The organism is Streptomyces sp. NPDC012835 (genome assembly GCF_042900885.1).
Lineage (GTDB): Bacteria > Actinomycetota > Actinomycetes > Streptomycetales > Streptomycetaceae > Streptomyces.
This window is the reverse complement of record NZ_JBIBBW010000005.1, coordinates 229,333-248,898: the sequence shown is the minus strand read 5'-3', so window position 1 is coordinate 248,898 and position 19,566 is coordinate 229,333. Positions and strand designations below refer to the sequence as shown.

General features: G+C 69.4%; 16 protein-coding genes and 1 tRNA gene. 6 read left to right on the top strand and 11 right to left on the bottom strand.

From position 1 onward, the window contains the following. Positions 1 to 10 precede the first annotated feature (10 nt). Positions 11 to 1,450, top strand: coding sequence for a serine/threonine-protein kinase (locus ACFY6S_RS22495; RefSeq protein WP_388824278.1), 1,440 nt, complete (start codon positions 11 to 13; stop codon positions 1,448 to 1,450). Positions 1,451 to 1,477: 27 nt separating this feature from the next. On the opposite strand, the gene ACFY6S_RS22490 is transcribed toward ACFY6S_RS22495, so the two are convergent. The 11 genes from ACFY6S_RS22490 to dnaA form a co-directional block, all read right to left on the bottom strand. Next, positions 1,478 to 3,013, bottom strand: a complete 1,536-nt coding sequence (locus tag ACFY6S_RS22490; protein WP_388824275.1) for a hypothetical protein — start codon at positions 3,011 to 3,013, stop codon at positions 1,478 to 1,480. 236 nt (positions 3,014 to 3,249) lie between these two features. Then, positions 3,250 to 3,384 (bottom strand): DLW-39 family protein, encoded by a 135-nt coding sequence (locus ACFY6S_RS22485; RefSeq protein WP_219852833.1) that lies wholly within the window; start codon positions 3,382 to 3,384, stop codon positions 3,250 to 3,252. Positions 3,385 to 3,665: 281 nt separating this feature from the next. Then, positions 3,666 to 3,739: transfer RNA gene (locus tag ACFY6S_RS22480), tRNA-Ile, on the bottom strand. Positions 3,740 to 3,797: 58 nt separating this feature from the next. Then, the gene (locus tag ACFY6S_RS22475; protein WP_388824271.1) at positions 3,798 to 4,406 is read right to left on the bottom strand and encodes a DUF3566 domain-containing protein; all 609 of its coding nucleotides are present in this window, start codon (positions 4,404 to 4,406) and stop codon (positions 3,798 to 3,800) included. Between the two features lie 87 nt (positions 4,407 to 4,493). Next, positions 4,494 to 7,160: a DNA gyrase subunit A gene (gene gyrA, locus ACFY6S_RS22470; protein ID WP_388824268.1), complete on the bottom strand. Its 2,667-nt coding sequence runs from the start codon at positions 7,158 to 7,160 to the stop codon at positions 4,494 to 4,496. Between the two features lie 51 nt (positions 7,161 to 7,211). Next, a complete protein-coding gene (gyrB, locus tag ACFY6S_RS22465) occupies positions 7,212 to 9,293 on the bottom strand; it encodes a DNA topoisomerase (ATP-hydrolyzing) subunit B (RefSeq protein WP_388824265.1) in 2,082 nt (693 codons plus the stop codon). Positions 9,294 to 9,767: 474 nt separating this feature from the next. After that, positions 9,768 to 10,436: a DciA family protein gene (locus ACFY6S_RS22460; protein WP_388824262.1), complete on the bottom strand. Its 669-nt coding sequence runs from the start codon at positions 10,434 to 10,436 to the stop codon at positions 9,768 to 9,770. Further along, complete coding sequence (gene recF / locus ACFY6S_RS22455; RefSeq protein WP_388824259.1) at positions 10,433 to 11,557, bottom strand: DNA replication/repair protein RecF; 1,125 nt, start codon at positions 11,555 to 11,557, stop codon at positions 10,433 to 10,435. The genes ACFY6S_RS22460 and recF overlap by 4 nt, the downstream gene beginning before the upstream one ends. Before the next feature lie 136 nt (positions 11,558 to 11,693). Then, complete coding sequence (gene gnd / locus ACFY6S_RS22450; protein ID WP_388824257.1) at positions 11,694 to 12,581, bottom strand: phosphogluconate dehydrogenase (NAD(+)-dependent, decarboxylating); 888 nt, start codon at positions 12,579 to 12,581, stop codon at positions 11,694 to 11,696. 77 nt (positions 12,582 to 12,658) lie between these two features. Then, positions 12,659 to 13,789, bottom strand: a complete 1,131-nt coding sequence (dnaN, locus tag ACFY6S_RS22445; RefSeq protein WP_114624692.1) for a DNA polymerase III subunit beta — start codon at positions 13,787 to 13,789, stop codon at positions 12,659 to 12,661. Positions 13,790 to 14,660: 871 nt separating this feature from the next. Continuing rightward, entirely contained in the window at positions 14,661 to 16,439 is a 1,779-nt protein-coding gene (gene dnaA, locus ACFY6S_RS22440) for a chromosomal replication initiator protein DnaA (RefSeq protein WP_388824255.1), read from the bottom strand. A gap of 363 nt (positions 16,440 to 16,802) precedes the next feature. Between dnaA and rpmH the strand changes: the two genes are divergently transcribed. From rpmH to ACFY6S_RS22415, 5 genes are read left to right on the top strand one after another with little or no spacing between them, the layout of a single operon-like run. Further along, positions 16,803 to 16,940, top strand: a complete 138-nt coding sequence (rpmH, locus tag ACFY6S_RS22435) for a 50S ribosomal protein L34 (protein ID WP_030354375.1) — start codon at positions 16,803 to 16,805, stop codon at positions 16,938 to 16,940. Positions 16,941 to 16,966: 26 nt separating this feature from the next. Next, a complete protein-coding gene (rnpA, locus tag ACFY6S_RS22430) occupies positions 16,967 to 17,338 on the top strand; it encodes a ribonuclease P protein component (RefSeq protein WP_388824253.1) in 372 nt (123 codons plus the stop codon). Then, positions 17,335 to 17,694: a membrane protein insertion efficiency factor YidD gene (gene yidD, locus ACFY6S_RS22425; protein WP_388824251.1), complete on the top strand. Its 360-nt coding sequence runs from the start codon at positions 17,335 to 17,337 to the stop codon at positions 17,692 to 17,694. Before rnpA ends, yidD begins: the two co-directional genes overlap by 4 nt. A gap of 3 nt (positions 17,695 to 17,697) precedes the next feature. Then, positions 17,698 to 18,975: a membrane protein insertase YidC gene (yidC, locus tag ACFY6S_RS22420; RefSeq protein WP_388824249.1), complete on the top strand. Its 1,278-nt coding sequence runs from the start codon at positions 17,698 to 17,700 to the stop codon at positions 18,973 to 18,975. Between the two features lie 14 nt (positions 18,976 to 18,989). Continuing rightward, positions 18,990 to 19,505 carry a protein jag gene (locus tag ACFY6S_RS22415; protein ID WP_388824247.1) on the top strand — a complete coding sequence of 172 codons (516 nt, stop codon included), beginning with the start codon at positions 18,990 to 18,992 and terminating at the stop codon, positions 19,503 to 19,505. Positions 19,506 to 19,566 lie beyond the last annotated feature (61 nt).

Here is a 19,566-nt window from a genome sequence, read left to right as displayed (position 1 = left end):
GCGCGGCGCCATGGGTGAGATCTTCGCGGGACGGTACGAGCTGATCGACCCGATCGGACGTGGCGGTGTCGGCGCCGTCTGGCGCGCCTGGGACCAGCGGCGGCGGCGCTATGTCGCGGCGAAGGTCCTCCAGCAGAGCGACGCGCACACCCTGCTCAGGTTCGTACGCGAACAGGCGCTCAGGATCGACCACCCGCATGTGCTCGCCCCGGCCAGCTGGGCGGCGGACGACGACAAGGTCCTGTTCACCATGGACCTGGTCAGCGGCGGCTCACTGGCCCATGTCATCGGTGACTACGGGCCGTTGCCGCCGCGCTTCGTCTGCACCCTGCTCGACCAGCTGCTCGCCGGGCTGGCCGCCGTGCACGCCGAAGGCGTGGTGCACCGCGACATCAAACCGGCCAACATCCTCATGGAGGCGACCGGCACGGCACGGCCGCATCTGCGCCTCTCCGACTTCGGCATCTCCATGCGCAAGGGCGAGCCGCGTCTCACCGAGACCAACTACGTGGTGGGGACGCCCGGTTACTTCGCGCCCGAGCAGATGATGGGCGCCGAACCCGACTTCCCCTCCGACCTCTTCGCCGTCGGCCTGGTCGCGCTGTACCTCCTCCAGGGCCAGAAGCCGGACTCCAAGGCCCTGGTCGAACACTTCGCCGCGCACGGCACCCCCGGAGCCCCCCAGGGCATCCCCGAGCCGCTGTGGCAGGTCCTGGCGGGGCTGCTCCAGCCCGACCCGCACGCCCGCTTCCGTACCGCCACCGGCGCCCGCAAGGCGCTGGCCACCGCCGTGGAGCTGCTCCCCGAGCAGACGGCGGACGACGAGCCGGTGGAGGTGTTCGACCAGATCGGCCCGCTCCCGCCCGGCTTCGGGCCCTCCGGCCCGCTCAAGGCGGTCGCCCCGCCGGACGCCCCGCCCGCCGCACCAACCCCTTCCGCCTCGCACGCACCGGCTCCCCCCACCCCTTCGGAAGCCTCCTCGGCCTCCTCGGCCTCCTCGGCCTTCGCCGCTCCCGTGCCCTCCGTGCCGTCCGTGCCCTCCGCCGCGCCGGCCACGCCGCCCGCCATGTCGGAGACCGGCAGCTTCCACCTCCCCCCTCCGCCGAGCCGGGAGCAGCCGGACCACTCGGGCCTCTCCGCGCGGCCCATGCCGGCCGAAGTGCCCGTGGCCCAGGCGCAGACCGAGGCGGTACGTCCCGAGCCGGGGCCCACCCGGGCGTACACCGCTCAGCACGCGCACCCCCCCGCCCCGCCCCAGCCTCAGCACGCGCAGCATCCACACCAGCAGCCCCAACCGCCCCAGCAACCGCAGCAATCCCAGCCACCCCGGACGACGACCCACCACGCGGCCCGCAAGCAGCCGGGACCGCCCCGCAAGGTGGCGATCCCGATCCTGGTGCTGGCGCTGGCCTGCTTCGCGGTGGGTATCTGGGCACTCACCCAGAGCTGAGCCGCCCGGCCACCCCCCGCGGCGCTCCTACCAGTTGGCGGGCGGCCCGTACCGCTGCGTGGGCTGCGCCTGCGCCTGCGGCTGCTCCGGCACCGCCAAGCTCTCCGGCGCGCTCCCCCGGCCGTCCCCCGACCCGTACCCGTAACCGGACCCGTCCCCCGACCCGTACCCGTAACCGGACCCGTCCCCCGAGCCGTACCCGTCCCCCGGCCCGCCGCCCACCGCGCCCGGCCCGCCGCCCACCGCGCCCCGCCCGGCGTTCCGCCGCGCGATCAGCGTCCACGCCCCGAGGCCCAGCAGCAGCGCCGTCCCCGTGCCGAACCCGGCCGCCGCGACCAGCCGCATCGTGGCGCCGTCGGCCGCCTCGTCGGCCGGGCTGCGACCGTCCTCGGCCAGGTCCCGGTCGTCGGCGCTCACGCCGAAGTCACCGGCGGGACCCGCGTACGCCGGCCCCTCCTTCGGCTCGCCCTCGACGTTCACCCGCAGGGTCAGCGGGAGCGGCTTGTCGCCGAACGCCGCGCCGACCTCCGGGTTGAGGCTGACCCGCAGGTAGTACCAGCCCGCGAACCGCATGTCCCGGTCACCGCTGCTGTAGCCGAACCGGTTCTCGTACGCCACCGGCGGCAGCGGGGCGATGGTGGCCGTCTTCTGCCTGCCGTCGTACGAGATCGAGTTGCTGCTGCCGACGAGCCCGCGTGCCGGGTTGTACAGGGCCATGGCGAACGCGCCGCTCACCCGTTCCCCGTCCGGCTGCTCCGAACTGCTCAGATCCGCGCCGACGAAGATCTGCTGGCCCCAGTCCACCGGAATCCGGTAGAAGAGCGAAGCGCCCGGCTCGATCTCCGTCGTCCATTCGCCGCCGACCAGCCCCTTGGCGTCGTAGAAGCCGCTGCCGCCCGCGCGCTCCCCGGTCCCGCCGTTGCCCGCCGGCGCCGGGGAGGCGCTCGGCCAGCCGGACGGGGCCCGGGTGGGGCCGGCCTTCGCGAGCCCCGGCTCGGAGACGTGCCGGATCTCCAGCTCCCAGGGATCGGACGAGGAGGACACCTCGCCGATCCGCTCCACGACGAGGTAGTACCGCCCGGAGCCCTGACAGGAGTACGCGCTCTTGTCGGCCGTCCGGTAGGCGTAGGCCGCCAGCGGGCGGGGGAAATCGCTGCCGACGCCGAACCTCGCCTCGTTCGAACTGCAGTCGGTCCCCTCGCTGTTCTGCAGCGAGACCTTGATCCGGTCCGACGAATCGACCACCGTGGCCGGCTTGGGCACGGCCACCGCCGAGGCGTACGTGCTCGTCTTCGCGTCGAGGTCGAGCCGGTAGATGAGCCTGCCGCCCGGCGTGATCGAGTCCCGGTACGTGGCGCCCGCGTCGAGGGGCCGCGCGCCGCTGGTGGTGGTCGCCCCGGTGATCCGTTCGGCGTCCGGCTCGAAGGCGTACGGGCTCGGGTCACCGGCCGCCCACGCGCGGGCCGGCAGCGCCGCCGGTCCGCACACGACGGCCGCCAGACACAACGCCGACGCTCCGGCCGCCCTCATCCCCGCCCGGCCCCTGCCGCCCCGCCTGTTCACGCGCTCCCCCTCGCCCTCTCGGCCGTCCCACTCCGCCGCCGGTCCATCCTGCCCCGGCCCGCCCGCCGTTGTCTGCGCGGCCACCCGAATCGCCCCCCGACCCGCCACCCACCCACGCATTTGCCAAAGCAATCGATTCGTTCGCTCAAGTGAATTCAACCACGCCGAACCGGCCCCGGACAGCACGAAGCCCCGGCCGCTCGGCGGCCGGGGCTCGCAATTCGGACTGCTGCGTCTCACACACCCGTACCTGCGGGCACGGAGTCGGTCGCCTCCGTCCACAGATCCTGCTCGGCGCGGTCCGCCTGGATCTGGCGGTACACGAGGAGCCCGCCGATGGCGGCCAGTGCGACCAAGAGAAGCTTCTTCACCGCGCGACCTCGTCTTTCCTTGACGTAGGGGACTTCTGGCGCCCGACTATACACACCGGCCGATACCGATCGGTGACCTGCCCGGCGCCCCGGCCCGCGTCTTCCCCGCCCCGGAAAAAGAAGCCGCTCGCGGAAAGGGAAGCCGATCCGAAAATCCGTACGGCCCGCACCGCGCGTGCCACACGGCACGCGTCACCCCGCACGGACCACCTCATACGAAGCACGGACCGCCTCATGCGAACGGCCCGTACGGAGTGATCCGTACGGGCCGTTCTTCGCGGTGGGGCTAACAGGATTTGAACCTGTGGCCTCATCCTTATCAGGGATGCGCTCTAACCAACTGAGCTATAGCCCCGCGCTGCCCCTGAAGATTAGCGCACTTCAGGGCCAGCCCCAAAATCGACAGCCGATCCTCACTCGTCCTCGGCGAGCGTCAGCTCGACACCGCCCACGAAGCCCGCCGACAGGTTGTAGATGAACGCCCCGAGCGTGGCGAGCGCGGTCGCCAGCACCACGTCGATCACCGCGATGACCGACGTGAAGAGGAGCACCCGCGGCAGCGACAGGAACGACTGGAGATCGAAGCCGTTGCTCTCGTTGGAGCCCGTGGCCTCACTGATCGTCCCGCCGACCGTCGAGAAGACGCCCATCGCGTCCATGACCATCCACAGCACGGCCGCCGCGATGACCGTGCAGATACCGAGCGCGATGGAGAGCAGGAAGCTGACCTTCATCACCGACCACGGATCGGCCTTGGAAACCCGCAGCCGCGCCTTGCGCGTGCGCGGTGTGGTTCGCGCGCCGGTACGCGGCACTCGTACGGCGTCGGCAGCCGCGGCGGTACCCGATGCGGCAGTTGTCACGGAGGCTCCCTGTTGGCCCTGCTTCTGTCCGCCCTGCCTGCCCCCGCCGCCCTGCGGCGTGGGGTAGGCCTGCGGTGGGTGGTACGGCTGAGCGGCCGGCTTCGGCTGCTCGGCGCCGTATGTCTCATACGGGGGCTGCTGCCCCCGGGTATCGGTCACCGTTACCCCCTGGGAGTCCGTGGCAGGGCCACGGGCACCGTTCCCTGCGGAAGCGTTCGATCCGGCGCCCGTGGCTCCACTCACGCTTTACTCCTCGTGCTCCCCGGCCGAGGACTGAGTGTCCTCGGCTACGACCTCGGCCGTACCGGCCTCTTCGGTCACCGGGTCATCACTCCCGTCGACCTCTTCGGCCTCACGCCCCGCCTCGGCATTGCGTGCGATACCGACGACGGCATCGCGCTTGCCCAGGTTGATCAGTTGGACGCCCATGGTGTCACGGCCCGTCTCCCTGACTTCGTTGACGCGCGTGCGAATCACACCGCCGCCGAGGGTGATGGCAAGGATCTCATCAGTCTCCTCGACCACCAACGCGCCGACGAGAGAACCGCGGTCCTCCACGATCTTGGCGGCCTTGATGCCGAGGCCGCCGCGACCCTGGACGCGGTACTCGTCCACGGCGGTCCGCTTCGCGTACCCGCCGTCCGTTGCGGTGAAGACGAAAGTACCGGGCCGGACGACATTCATCGAGAGCAGCTCGTCGCCTTCGCGGAAACTCATCCCCTTGACCCCGGATGTCGCTCGCCCCATCGGCCGAAGGGCGTCGTCCGTAGCGGTGAACCGGATCGACTGCGCCTTCCGGCTGATCAGCAGGAGATCGTCCTCCGCCGAGACCAGTTCGGCGCCGATCAGCTCGTCGTCCGCGCCGGATTCCGTCTCGCGCAGGTTGATCGCGATGACCCCGCCGGCGCGCGGCGAGTCGTAATCCTTGAGCGAGGTCTTCTTCACCAGCCCCGCTTTTGTTGCGAGAACGAGATACGGGACCGCCTCGTAATCGCGGATCGCGAGGATCTCGGCGATCTGCTCGTCCGGCTGGAAGGCCAGCAGATTGGCCACGTGCTGACCGCGCGCGTCCCGGCCGGCGTCGGGCAGCTCGTACGCCTTGGCCCGGTAGACCCGGCCCTTGTTGGTGAAGAACAGCAGCCAGTGGTGGGTCGTGGAGACGAAGAAGTGGTCGACGATGTCGTCTTCCTTGAGCTTCGTGCCCCGCACACCCTTCCCGCCGCGCTTCTGCGAGCGGTAGTCGTCCGTCTTCGTACGCTTGACGTAGCCGCTGCGGGAGATCGTGACGACGATGTCCTCCTCGGCGATCAAGTCCTCCATGGACATGTCACCGTCGAAGGGTACGAGCTTCGAACGCCGGTCGTCGCCGAACTTGTCGACGATGACCGCCAGTTCCTCACGGACGATCTGACGCTGCTTCTCCGGCGAGGCCAGGATCGCGTTGTACTCGTTGATCTTCGCCTGGAGCTCGTCGTGCTCCGCGACGATCTTCTGCCGCTCCAGGGCCGCCAGCCGGCGCAGCTGCATCTCCAGGATCGCGTTCGCCTGGATCTCGTCGATCGTGAGCAGCCCCATCAGGCCCTCGCGCGCGATCTCCACGGTGTCGCTGCGCCGGATCAGCGCGATGACCTCGTCGATCGCGTCCAGCGCCTTGAGCAGGCCGCGCAGGATGTGCGCCCGCTCCTCGGCCTTGCGCAGCCGGAACTTCGTCCGCCGGACGATGACCTCGATCTGGTGCGCCACCCAGTGCCGGATGAACGCGTCCAGGGACAGCGTGCGCGGCACACCGTCCACCAGCGCCAGCATGTTCGCGCTGAAGTTGGACTGGAGGTCGGTGTGCTTGTACAGGTTGTTCAGCACGACCTTGGCGACCGCGTCCCGCTTCAGGACGACGACCAGCCGCTGGCCCGTGCGCGAGGACGTCTCGTCACGGACATCGGCGATGCCGCCGACCTTGCCGTCCTTGACCAGGTCGGCGATCTTCTGCGCGAGGTTGTCCGGGTTGGTCTGGTACGGCAGCTCCGTGACCACCAGGCACTGGCGGTTCTGGATCTCCTCGACCTCGACCACCGCGCGCATCGTGATCGAGCCGCGGCCCGTCCGGTACGCCTCCTCGATGCCCTTGCGCCCCACGACCAGCGCGCCGGTCGGGAAGTCGGGGCCCTTGATCCGCTCGATCAGCGCGTCGAGCAGCTCCTCGTGGCTCGCCTCCGGGTTCTCCAGCGCCCACATCGCGCCGGCCGCGACCTCCCGCAGATTGTGCGGCGGGATGTTCGTGGCCATACCGACGGCGATGCCGGCGGAACCGTTGATCAGGAGGTTCGGGAAGCGCGCCGGCAGGACCGTCGGCTCCTGGTTGCGCCCGTCGTAGTTGTCCGTGAGGTCGACGGTCTCCTCGTCGATGTCCCGGAGCATCTCCATCGACAGCGGCATCATCTTGCACTCGGTGTACCGCATGGCGGCGGCCGGGTCGTTGCCCGGAGAACCGAAGTTGCCGTTGGAGTCCACCAGCGGCATCCGCATCGACCACGGCTGCGCCAGACGCACCAGCGCGTCGTAGATCGAGGAGTCGCCGTGCGGGTGGTACGTGCCCATGACGTCACCGACGACACGGGCGCACTTGTAGAAGCCCTTCTCGGGCCGGTACCCGCCGTCGTACATCGCGTACAGCACCCGGCGGTGTACGGGCTTGAGACCGTCCCGTACGTCGGGCAGCGCGCGCGACACGATGACGGACATCGCGTAGTCGAGATACGAGCGCTGCATCTCCGTTTCGAGCCCGACGGGCTCCACACGCATCGCCAGGCCCTCCACCGCCTCGACGGTCTCCTGGACCACGGGGGTGCCAGGAGTGCCGGGGACGCCGGAGTTCTCGGGGAGGTCGGAGGTGTCGGGGGTGTTCTCGTCGGCCATTGCTGGTCAGTGTTCCTTTCGGCCTTTTCGAATCCGTCAGCTGAGACCGACTCAGATGTCGAGGAAGCGGACGTCCTTGGCATTGCGCTGGATGAAGGACCGCCGGGCCTCGACGTCCTCGCCCATCAGCACCGAGAACAGATCGTCGGCCTGGGCCGCGTCGTCCAGGGTGACCTGGCCGAGCACCCGGTGGTCGACGTCCATCGTGGTGACCCGCAGCTCCTCGGCGTTCATCTCGCCCAGACCCTTGAAGCGCTGGATCGAGTCCTCGCGGATCCGCTTGCCGTTCTGCTTGCCCAGCTCGACCAGGGCGTCGCGCTCCCGGTCGGAGTACGCGTACTCGAAGTCGTCCCGGCCCCACTTGATCTTGTACAGCGGCGGGCGCGACAGATAGACGTGTCCTGCCTCGACCAGCGGGCGCATGAAGCGGAACAGGAACGTCAGGAGCAGGGTGTTGATGTGCTGACCGTCGACGTCGGCGTCCGCCATCAGGATGATCTTGTGATAGCGGAGCTTCTCGATGTCGAAGTCCTCGTGCACCCCGGTGCCGAACGCCGAGATCAGCGCCTGCACCTCGGTGTTCTGGAGGATCTTGTCGATCCGCGCCTTCTCGACGTTCAGGATCTTGCCGCGGATCGGCAGGATCGCCTGGTACATCGGGTTACGGCCCGACTTGGCGCTGCCGCCGGCGGAGTCACCCTCGACGATGAAGATCTCGCACTTGGAGGGGTCGTTGGACTGGCAGTCGCTCAGCTTGCCCGGCAGCGAGGCGCTCTCCAGCAGCCCCTTGCGGCGGGTCAGGTCGCGTGCCTTACGGGCCGCGACCCGGGCGGTGGCCGCCTGGATCGACTTGCGGATGATGTCCGCGGCCTCGTTCGGATTGCGGTCGAACCAGTCCGTGAGGTGCTCGTGCACGATCTTCTGCACGAAGGTCTTCGCCTCGGTGTTGCCGAGCTTGGTCTTCGTCTGGCCCTCGAACTGCGGCTCGCCGAGCTTCACCGAGATGATCGCCGTCAGACCCTCGCGGATGTCCTCGCCCGCCAGGTTGTCGTCCTTCTCCCGCAGGAACTTCTTCTCGCGCGCGTAGCGGTTGACCAGACCGGTCATCGCCGCGCGGAAGCCCTCCTCGTGCGTACCGCCCTCGTGCGTGTGGATCGTGTTCGCGAACGAGTACACGCCCTCGCTGTACTGCGCGTTCCACTGCATCGCGATCTCGACCGAGAGCAGCCGCTCCTTGTCCTCGGCCTCGATGTCGATGACCGTGGGGTGGATCAGCTCGCCCTTGCGCGAGTTGAGGTACTTCACGAAGTCGACGATGCCGCCCTCGTAGAAGTACGTCACCGTGCGGGCCGGCGGCTCCTCGCCCGGGTCCTCGGTGGCGTCCGTGCCCGCGACGTCGGCGCCGACGACGGCCTTCGCCGACTCGCGCTCGTCCGTCAGCGTCAGGGTCAGGCCCTTGTTGAGGAAGGCCATCTCCTGGAACCGCCGCGACAGCGTCTCGAAGGAGTAGTCCGTCGTCTCGAAGACGTCCGGGTCGGCCCAGAACGTGACCGACGTACCGGTGTCGGAAGTCTCCTCGTTGCGCTTGAGCGGAGCGGTCGGCACGCCCAGCTTGTACTCCTGCGTCCAGCGGTGACCGTCCGTCTTGACCTCGACCGCGACCCTGGTCGACAGCGCGTTGACGACGGAGACACCGACGCCGTGCAGACCGCCGGAGACGGCGTACCCGCCGCCGCCGAACTTGCCGCCCGCGTGCAGCACCGTCATCACGACCTCGACGGCCGGCTTGTTCTCCGACGGGACGATGCCCACCGGGATGCCGCGGCCGTTGTCGATCACGCGCACCCCGCCGTCGGCGAGGATCGTGACGTCGATGGTGTCCGCGTGCCCGGCCATCGCCTCGTCGACGGCGTTGTCGACGACTTCCTGCACGAGGTGGTGAAGCCCGCGCTCACCGGTCGAGCCGATGTACATGCCGGGCCGCTTGCGGACCGCGTCCAGCCCCTCGAGCACGGTGATGGCACTGGCGTCGTAGGCGTTGGTCACCTCGCCGTGCTCACCGATGCCGGTGGACGGGGTCTTCTCATTGGGGTTGCCGGAATCGGCCACGAAGCGCCCTTTCTGGCACAGCACAGGCCGTTCTCCGAGCAAGCGGGAAGCGGCTGCGTCGTTCGGCTTGTGTCAGCATCTGTTGACTGCTCCCGCAAGCACAGCGGGAATTGCCATCAGTCTACCGGTAGCGCCGACCCGAATGGGGGTTTGCCGGTACCTGAGTCCGCATGTGCCGCCCTGGACGAGCGGCTCCCGACTCCCCATATTCGGGAAGGGGCTCCAAGAGGCTCACACCGGCATTGAGCGCTTCGGCCTGTCAACCTCCCGCTACGGTGAGGGACACCTCACTCCAGGGGGGTGTCCGACCGGGTCGCGGCGGCGCGCGGCAGGGGTCCGGGGGTGGTGCGGAGGCGGTACGGAAGCGGCGCCGGGCGGCCGGGGCCGCAGGGGTTTCGCGGGGTCGCAGAGGGCGGCGGGCGGGGGCGGACCGGGGGATCCGGGGACTGCTCGGGCCGGGCTCCCCACGTCGGCCCCACGGGCCCGGAAGGGCGGCGGTCAGCCGTAGGTGTCGCCGGGCCCCTGGCTGCCCGGGGCCCTCAGCCGCCCGGACCGCGACGGCGGTCCGCCGGGCCCCAGGACCTTGATCGTCCGTACGGTCCCGTGCCCCAGGTCCTCGTTCAGCCGCGCCACCAGCCGGGGGGCCAGCAGCCGCAGCTGCGTCGCCCACGCCGTCGAGTCGCACCGCACGGTCAGCACCCGCTCGTCATGGCCGTCGTCGTACCGCTGCGGCACACAGTGCTTGGCCAGGTCCTCGCCGACGATCTGCGGCCACCGGCCCATGACGCCGCCCACCGCCGCTGGCGTCTCCCAGCCGCGCTCGGTGATCAGCCGGCTGATCGCCGCGCCGAGCGGCAGCGGATCGCGGCCGTCGGCGCCCGCACCGGACCGCAGCCCGCCACCACGCCTGGCCTGCTTCTTCTGCTGTACGGCGGCGCCGCGCGCGCGGGCCTGCTCCTTCGCCGCGCGCAGCGCGACCCGCGCGAGATCCACGCCCGACGCCTCGGGAACCGGGGCCGACGCGTGCTCGGCGGGGGCCGGCTCGCCGAACCCGGGCAGTGCGGCGGACGGCTGCCCCGAGGGCGCCGACGGCCGGCCGGCCCGCGGTGCGGGGGACCGCCCGGACGGCTGTCCGGACCGGTCGGGCGTCGTGTCCCGGTCGCTCATACCCGCTCCACCGCGCCGTCGGCGACCGCGAACCGCGCCCCCGCCAGCACGCCCGGCACATCGTCGTCCACCGCGGCCGTCACCAGCACCTGTTCCCCCGGAACCACCAGTTCCGCCAGCCGCTCGCGCCGCCGCGCGTCCAGCTCGGCGAAGACGTCGTCCAGGACCAGCACCGGCTCGTTGCCCTCGGAGCGCAGCAGATCGTACGAGGCCAGCCGCAGCGCCAGCGCGTACGACCAGGACTCGCCGTGGCTCGCGTACCCCTTCGCCGGCAGCCGGCCGAGCTTGAGCACCAGATCGTCCCGGTGCGGGCCGACCAGCGTGACGCCCCGCTCGATCTCCTGCTTGCGCACACCGGCGAGCGCGGCCAGCAGACCCTCGTACGCCTCGTCGCGCGAGCCGACGGCCAGGTCCTCGGTGGCGGAACGGTACTCCAGCGCCACCGGACCGCCGCCGGGCGCCAGCTGCTCGTACGCCTTGTCCGTGAGCGGCTGCAAGGTCGCGATCAGATCCGTCCGCTGCGCGAGCAGCTCGGCGCCCGCCCGGGCCAGGTGCTGGTCCCAGACGTCCAGCGTCGACAGGTCCATGCCACGACCGCCGTGCCGCCGGGCCATCGCCGCCGATTTCAGCAGCGTGTTGCGCTGCCTGAGCACCCGGTCGTAGTCCGACCGCACCCCTGCCATCCGGGGCGCCCGCGCGGTGATCAGCTCGTCCAGGAACCTGCGGCGCTCACCCGGATCGCCCTTGATCAGCGCCAGGTCCTCCGGCGCGAAGAGCACGGTCCGTACGATGCCCAGCACATCACGCGGTCTGACCTGCGAGGATCTGTTGACGCGCGCCCGGTTGGCCCGGCCGGGGTTCAGCTCCAGCTCGACCAGCTGCGACCGCTCGCCCTGGGTCACGGCCGCCCGGATCACCGCGCGCTCCGCGCCCATCCGCACCAGCGGCGCGTCGGAGGAGACCCGGTGGCTGCCGAGGGTCGCCAGATAGCCGACCGCCTCGACCAGATTCGTCTTCCCCTGCCCGTTCGCCCCCACGAACGCGGTGACGCCCGGGTCGAGAGGGACCTCGACCCGGGCGTAGGACCGGAAGTCGGCCAGCGACAGATGCGTGACATGCATGGGTGTACGCGGGCCTCTCCCGGTCCGGGGCTCTCCGTGCGCAGTCGCCGTCGCCGCACCTGCCGACGGTGCCGCTTCCGGGCGCTGCTTCGTTCTTCCGAGCTTCTCTCGGGCCCCCTGCGGGGCCCGCCTGCCGCTACTTCTTCGGAGCGTTCGACTCGACCGCGTGGCCGCCGAACTGGTTGCGCAGTGCCGCGATCATCTTCATCTGCGGCGAGTCGTCCTGGCGCGAAGCGAACCGCGCGAAGAGCGAAGCGGTGATCGCGGGCAGCGGCACCGCGTTGTCGATGGCCGCCTCGACCGTCCAGCGGCCCTCGCCGGAGTCCTGCGCGAAGCCGCGCAGCTGGTCCAGGTGCTCGTCGTCGTCCAGCGCGTTGACCGCCAGGTCCAGCAGCCAGGAACGGATGACCGTGCCCTCCTGCCAGGAGCGGAAGACCTCGCGGACGTCCGTGACCGAGTCGACCTTCTCCAGCAGCTCCCAGCCCTCGGCGTACGCCTGCATCATCGCGTACTCGATGCCGTTGTGGACCATCTTGGCGAAGTGGCCGGCGCCGACCTTGCCGGCGTGGACCGAGCCGAAGTCGCCCTCGGGCTTGAGCGCGTCGAAGATCGGCTGGACCTTCGCGACGCTCTCGGTGTCGCCGCCGTACATCAGCGCGTAGCCGTTCTCCAGGCCCCAGACCCCGCCGGAGACACCGCAGTCGAGGAAGCCGATGCCCTTGATGCCCAGCTCCACGGCGTGCTTCTCGTCGTCCGTCCAGCGGGAGTTCCCGCCGTCCACCACGACATCGCCCGGAGAGAGCAGCTCGGCCAGCTCGTCGACCGTCGCCTGGGTCGCGGCGCCAGCGGGGACCATCACCCACACCACGCGCGGGCCCTTGAGCTTGGCCACCAGCTCCTGAAGGCTGTGCACATCGGCGAGGTCCGGATTGCGGTCGTATCCGATGACAGTGTGGCCGGCGCGGCGGATGCGCTCGCGCATATTGCCGCCCATCTTGCCGAGACCGACGAGACCGAGCTCCATCAGGCGTTCCTTAAGCGTTGAGGCGATTCGTACCCGGGTCCGAGCCTACGCCCGGACCCGGTCACTCACCTGTGGGGTCAGCCGCTCAGGCGTACCGGCATGATCAGGTACTTGTACGCCTCGTCCGCCTCGGCCTTCACATCCGCCTTGCCGCTCAGCAGCGCCGGCTTCGTGGAGGTCGTGAAGGAGAGCTGGGCCACCGGCGAGTCGATCGCGCTCAGACCGTCCAGCAGGAAGGTCGGGTTGAAGGCGATCGAGATGTCGTCGCCGTCCAGCTGCGCGTCCACCCGCTCCACAGCCTGTGCGTCGTCGCTGGAGCCCGCTTCCAGGATCAGCACGCCCTGCTCGAAGCTGAGCCGTACGGGGGTGTTGCGCTCGGCGACCAGGGCGACGCGCTTGACGGCCTCGACGAACGGGGCGGTCTCGATCACCGCGACCGAGTTGAACTCGGTGGGGAACAGCGTCCGGTACTTCGGCAGGTCGCCTTCGAGCAGCCGGGTGGTCGTGCGCCGGCCCGCGCCCTCGAAGCCGATGAGCCCCTCGCCTGCGCCGGACCCGGAGAGCGCCAGGGTGACCGTGTCACCGCTGGTGAGGGCCTTGGCGGTGTCCAGCAGCGTCTTGGCGGGCACCAGCGCGACGGCGGAGATGTCCGCGGCTTCCGGCTTCCACAGGAACTCGCGGACCGCGAAGCGGTAGCGGTCGGTCGAGGCGAGGGTGACCGTGTCGCCCTCGATCTCGATCCGTACGCCGGTCAGCACCGGCAGCGTGTCGTCGCGGCCCGCGGCGATGGCGACCTGGGCGGCGGCGGAGGCGAAGACCTCTCCGGGCACGGTGCCGGTCGCTGTGGGCATCTGCGGCAGCGCCGGGTACTCGTCCACAGGCAGTGTGTGCAGCGTGAAGCGGGAGGAGCCGCAGACCACCGTCGCCCGTACACCGTCTGTGGAGATCTCCACCGGGCGGTTGGGCAGGGCGCGGCAGATGTCGGCGAGCAGCCGGCCCGATACGAGGACCGTGCCGTCCTCCTCGACCTCCGCGTCCACCGAGACCCGTGCCGAGACCTCGTAGTCGAAGCTGGAGAAGCTGAGTGCGCCGTCCTCCGCCTTCAGGAGAAGGCCCGCGAGAACGGGGGCCGGCGGACGGGCCGGGAGGCTGCGGGCCACCCAGGCCACCGCCTCAGCGAGTACGTCGCGCTCCACCCGGATCTTCACCGGAACCGCCTCCTGCTGTTGCTGACTCGCCCTGCTGGCCTTCGACGTGGCTGTGATGCCGGGGACCAGTCTGACGTACGGCACCGACAGTCCGTGCGGCTGCGGGTCAAGTCGGTGCGAGAGGCGGTGCGGGCTCCGAGCCGAAGTTGTGCACAGGCCCCACTTCGAACCGAATCTCTCGCTAACTCAAGGGGGTAGTAGTAGTAGGGCCTGTGGAAACCGTGGATAACGTCGTTTCCCCAGCTCAGGCCAGGTTTTTTGTCCACCGGTCCTGTGGGCGCAGCCCGTGGACAACCCGGCTCTTCTGTGGACAGCCCAAAGTTGTGCACACCCGACGCACAGGGGAGCCCTACTTCTCCCCAGCTGCGTCCCCAGGTTTACCCACCTTCCCCACAGCCCAACCCGCCTCCTTGGTGTGACGCCTTTCACTCGACTCAGCGATCCCGCGCGTTTCGTTGCCGAACAGTGGACAGCGCTGTGGAGAAGGTGTGGGCAACCGGGCTCCGCCTGTGGGTTGGCGGTGGACAGTCGAGATCCGCCCCTGTGGACGAAAACTCCGTCCACAGCCTGTGGAAAAGCTTCGACCACAAATCCACAGCCTTCTGACCTGGCTGGACACTCCCACGATGACCGTGCCTGTGGACAGGATCTGAACAACTTACGGGTCCCCAGGCTGTGGACGGAAGATTCTCCCCCGATCTGTGGAGAAGCGGGCCGGCCGGCCTCGTATTCGAACAGCGAAGACCCCGCTGTACCCCGGCGACGACACGCGGCAGCGCGGAGCGGGCTCCGGCCGGGACGGCGCGGGACGCCGAAGGGCGCCCCTGGCGGCCGTCGTACGGCACGGTCCCGGGGCGCCCCTCGGCGCTTGTCAGCCGTTCTTGATGCGGTTGGTCAGCTCCGTGACCTGGTTGTAGATGGAGCGCCGCTCGGCCATCAGCGCGCGGATCTTCCGGTCGGCGTGCATCACCGTCGTATGGTCCCTGCCGCCGAACTGCGCACCGATCTTCGGCAGCGAGAGATCGGTCAGCTCGCGGCAGAGGTACATCGCGATCTGGCGCGCCGTCACCAGGACCCGGCTCCGTGAGGAGCCGCAGAGGTCCTCCACCGTCAGCCCGAAGTAGTCGGCGGTCGCCGCCATGATGGCCCCCGCGGTGATCTCCGGGGCCGCGTCCTCGCCGCCCGGGATCAGATCCTTGAGCACGATCTCGGTGAGACCGAGATCCACCGGCTGCCGGTTGAGCGAGGCGAACGCCGTGACCCGGATGAGCGCGCCCTCCAGCTCACGGATGTTGCGCGAGATCCGGGAGGCGATGAACTCCAGCACCTCCGGGGGAGCGTTCAGCTGCTCCTGCACCGCCTTCTTACGGAGGATGGCGATACGGGTCTCCAGCTCGGGCGGCTGCACATCCGTGGTCAGCCCCCACTCGAACCGGTTGCGCAGCCGGTCCTCCAGGGTGATCAGCTGCTTGGGCGGCCGGTCCGAGGACAGCACGATCTGCTTGTTGGCGTTGTGGAGCGTGTTGAAGGTGTGGAAGAACTCCTCCTGCGTCGACTCCTTGCTCGCCAGGAACTGGATGTCGTCCACCAGGAGGATGTCGACGTCGCGGTACCGCTTGCGGAAGGTGTCGCCCTTGCCGTCACGGATCGAGTTGATGAACTCGTTCGTGAATTCCTCGGAGCTGACGTACCGCACCCGGGTGCCGGGGTAGAGGCTCCGCGCGTAGTGCCCGATGGCGTGGAGCAGGTGGGTCTTGCCGAGCCCGGACTCGCCGTAGATGAAAAGCGGGTTGTACGCCTTCGCCGGCGCCTCGGCGACGGCGACCGCCGCCGCGTGGGCGAACCGGTTGGAGGCGCCGATGACAAAGGTGTCGAAGAGGTACTTCGGATTGAGCCGGGCCTGCGGCTCCCCCGGACCCGGCGCCGGCGCGGGCTGCGCACCCAGCGGTCCGGGCGCCCCGCTCCGCGCGCGGCCCACGCTCTGTCCGCCGCCGTGGCGGGGCGCCGGCGGCTCCTGCCCGTCGTGCGGGTCGTGCCTTTCGGCGTGCCGCTCGTACGGGGAACGGTCCTGGCCCTGCGGCTGCCGGTAGTCGTGCTGCGGCTGCTGCGGGTGGGCGGTCGCGTACGGATCGCGGTCCTGGTAGCCGCCGAGCCGGGGCTGCTGCCAGGACAGGTCCTCCTGGGTCCGCGGCCAGGCGCCGGGGTCCTGGCGCTGCTGCTGGTAGTCCGGGTACGCGGGGCGCACGGAGGGCATCCCGTCGTCCTGCTGGCGGCGGCCGTACCCGTCGTACCCGTCGTGCTGCCGCTGTTCGTCGTGGGACGGGCCCTGGTAGCGGTGCTGCTGGGGTACGGCGGGGGCCGGCGGGGTGGGTTCGCCGGCCGAGTCGTCGACGGTGATCGCGATCCGGATGGGCCGGCCGCACTCGTGGCTCAGCGTCTCGCTGATGAGCGGGGCGAGCCGACCCTCCAGCACGCGCTTGCCCCATTCATTGGGGACGGCGAGCAGCGCGGTGTCGGCGACGAGGGCCAGCGGCTGGCAGCGTTCGATCCACTGCTTGTCCTTGGGCTCGACGCCCTGCTGGCCCTCTCTGAGGAGCTGCTCCAGCACTCGTGGCCACACTGCGGCAAGATCGGCAGGTACATCAGCCACAGGGGCACGCTCTCTCGCTGGTCCCACGAATGTGTGGTTCTCGGGACGGGGTGGGAAGACCGGCAGGAAAAGAATCCGGAGTTCAGCCAAGGTAGTCAGGCCGACCCGCGCGGTTCAAGTCGTTGTCCACAGCCTGTGCACAATGGCACTCGACGCAGAGCTGGTTTGACCGGATGGCGTAGCCGCGCGTACCGTGACCAGGTCGAGTTGTCGATGGCTGCTGCCGCCTGCCTCCGATGGGCAAAGATCACGAGCTGTGGTTGTGAAGCGGTGCACTAGGGCGTAATCGCGAGCTTCTCGTGGGCGCACGGTGACAGCCAGGCGATGTCCCGCCATCCACACATCATTTTCTGGAGCCCCCGAGTGAGCAAGCGCACCTTCCAGCCGAACAACCGTCGTCGCGCCAAGACCCACGGATTCCGACTGCGCATGCGTACCCGTGCCGGCCGCGCGATCCTGGCGACCCGCCGTGGCAAGGGTCGCGCCCGTCTGTCGGCCTGATCACCTGATCGCCAACAGGTCATGACGTGCTGCCTACCGAGAATCGGCTGAGGCGGCGCGAGGATTTCGCGACCGCGGTACGCCGAGGACGCCGGGCCGGCCGCCCGCTACTCGTCGTTCATCTACGCAGCGGTTCAACGGACCCGCACGCGCCTGGGGAGAGCGCTCCCCCGCCGCGTGCGGGTTTCGTCGTAAGCAAAGCCGTGGGTGGATCTGTCGTACGCAACCTGGTGAAGCGCAGGCTTCGCCATCTGATACGCGACCGACTCGCCGAGCTGCCCCCCGGTAGCCTGGTTGTCGTACGGGCGCTGCCCGGAGCGGGCGACGCCGATCATGCACAGCTGGCCCGAGACCTGGACGCCGCCCTCCGGCGGCTGCTGGGAGGGGGCGCGCGATGAAATACCCGCTGCTGGCTCTGATCAAGCTGTACCAGTGGACGATCAGCCCGCTTCTCGGGCCTGTCTGCCGGTACTACCCGTCGTGCTCGCACTACGGATATACCGCCATCGACCGGCACGGCGCGGTGAAGGGCACGGCGCTGACCGCTTGGCGCATTCTGCGGTGCAATCCGTGGTCGCCGGGTGGTGTGGACCATGTCCCGCCGCGCAAACGCCCACGCTGGCACGAACTGCTGCGCAACGCGTGGCGTGGCGGTAAGGGCGGGCACTCCGCAGCTGGCGTGCCTTCCGGGGGATCGGCCCCCGACACCCCCAGTCCGGCCGCAGAGACTTCGCCCAATGCTCAAGGAGCCTGATTAGTGGACACGATTGCCAGTCTGTTCAGTTTTATCACCACACCTGTTTCATGGGTCATCGTCCAGTTCCACTCGCTGTACGGGATGATCTTCGGCCCGGACACGGGCTGGGCCTGGGGACTGTCCATCGTGTCCCTGGTGGTGCTGATCCGGATCTGCCTGATCCCGCTGTTCGTGAAGCAGATCAAGTCGACCCGCAATATGCAGGTGCTCCAGCCGAAGATGAAGGCGATCCAGGAGCGCTACAAGAACGACAAGCAGCGTCAGTCCGAAGAGATGATGAAGCTGTACAAGGAGACGGGTACCAACCCGCTCTCCTCGTGTCTGCCCATCCTGGCGCAGTCGCCGTTCTTCTTCGCGCTGTACCACGTGCTCTCCGCCATCGCCAACGGCAAGACCATCGGCGTGATCAACCAGAGCCTGCTCGACAGCGCGCGGCAGGCACACATCTTCGGTGCCCCGCTGGCCGCGAAGTTCACGGACAGCAGCGACAAGGTCGCCTCCCTGCACTCGTCGCTCACCGATGTGCGCGTGGTCACCGCGATCATGATCATCATGATGTCGGCGTCGCAGTTCTACACGCAGCGCCAGCTGATGACGAAGAACGTCGACCTGACGGTCAAGACGCCGTACATGCAGCAGCAGAAGATGCTGATGTACATCTTCCCGATCATCTTCGCCGTCACGGGCATCAACTTCCCCGTCGGTGTGCTCGTCTACTGGCTGACCACCAACGTGTGGACCATGGGCCAGCAGATGTACGTGATCAATCAGAACCCGACGCCGGGCAGCAAGGCCCAGGACCAGTACCTCACGCGACTGCTGAAGAACATCACCACGCACGGCGAGGTGCGCTCCCGTCGTAAGCGCAACATCGTCCAGGCGATCGTGGCCAAGGGACCGGACCGCAACGACAACGAGCGCAAGTTCGTCCTCAGCCTGGCCAAGGTGGGCCTGGCCGCGCAGCCCGACGGCACGGTGGTCAAGAGCGACACCGCGGCCGCCGAGGCCGAGGCCGGCGGGCAGAAGCGGCAGCAGCCGAAGCGCCAGACCAAGGCGCAGCGCCAGGCGGCCGCTCAGCTGGCCGCGGACAAGCCGGACGGGGCCAAGGACTCCGAGGCCACCGAGGAGCCGGCGAAGACCTCGTTGCAGAAGAAGGACGAGTCGCAGGACCCCCAGTCCAAGCCGTCGGGCCGGCCCGCCGCCGGTGCCACGCGGTCAAAAGCCAAGTCAGGACAGCGCAAGGGTCAGCAGCGGCCCAAGCACCCGTCCAAGAAGTAAGAAGGAGTCCATCCGTGACGGAAGGCACCATCTCCGCCGCCGCCCCCGCCGAGGAGGGCGACACCCTGACCCGCCTGGAGCAGGAAGGGGAGATCGCGGCCGACTACCTCGAGGGTCTGCTCGACATCGCTGATCTCGACGGCGATATCGACATGGACGTCGAGGCGGACCGGGCCGCGGTTTCGATCATCAGCGATTCCGGCCGGGATCTCCAGAAGCTTGTGGGCCGTGACGGGGAGGTGCTGGAGGCGCTTCAGGAGCTGACACGGCTGGCCGTACACCGTGAGACCGGGGACCGTAGCCGGCTCATGCTGGACATCGCCGGTTTCCGGGCGAAGAAGCGCACCGAGCTGGCCGAGCTGGGAGCCAAGGCCGCGGACGAGGTGAAGAGCACCGGTGAGCCGGTGAAGCTGGACCCGATGACGCCTTTCGAGCGGAAGGTCGTGCACGACGCGATCGCGGCCGCCGGCCTGCGCAGCGAATCGGAGGGCGAGGAGCCTCAGCGTTTCGTCGTGGTGCTCCCCGCCTGAGCGGTCCCACGTTGTCGGCCCCGTCTGTTGTGCAGGCGGGGCCGATCTTTGTCAGCCTGAT

What these genes read in the sequence shown, in the direction of transcription:
- ACFY6S_RS22495 (WP_388824278.1), top strand. Translation starts at nt 11, where the DNA reads ATGGGTGAGATCTTCGCGGGACGGTACGAGCTGATCGACCCGATCGGA.
- gyrA (WP_388824268.1), bottom strand. Translation starts at nt 7,160, where the DNA reads ATGGCCGACGAGAACACCCCCGACACCTCCGACCTCCCCGAGAACTCC.
- ACFY6S_RS22460 (WP_388824262.1), bottom strand. Translation starts at nt 10,436, where the DNA reads ATGAGCGACCGGGACACGACGCCCGACCGGTCCGGACAGCCGTCCGGG.
- recF (WP_388824259.1), bottom strand. Translation starts at nt 11,557, where the DNA reads ATGCATGTCACGCATCTGTCGCTGGCCGACTTCCGGTCCTACGCCCGG.
- gnd (WP_388824257.1), bottom strand. Translation starts at nt 12,581, where the DNA reads ATGGAGCTCGGTCTCGTCGGTCTCGGCAAGATGGGCGGCAATATGCGC.
- yidD (WP_388824251.1), top strand. Translation starts at nt 17,335, where the DNA reads ATGAAATACCCGCTGCTGGCTCTGATCAAGCTGTACCAGTGGACGATC.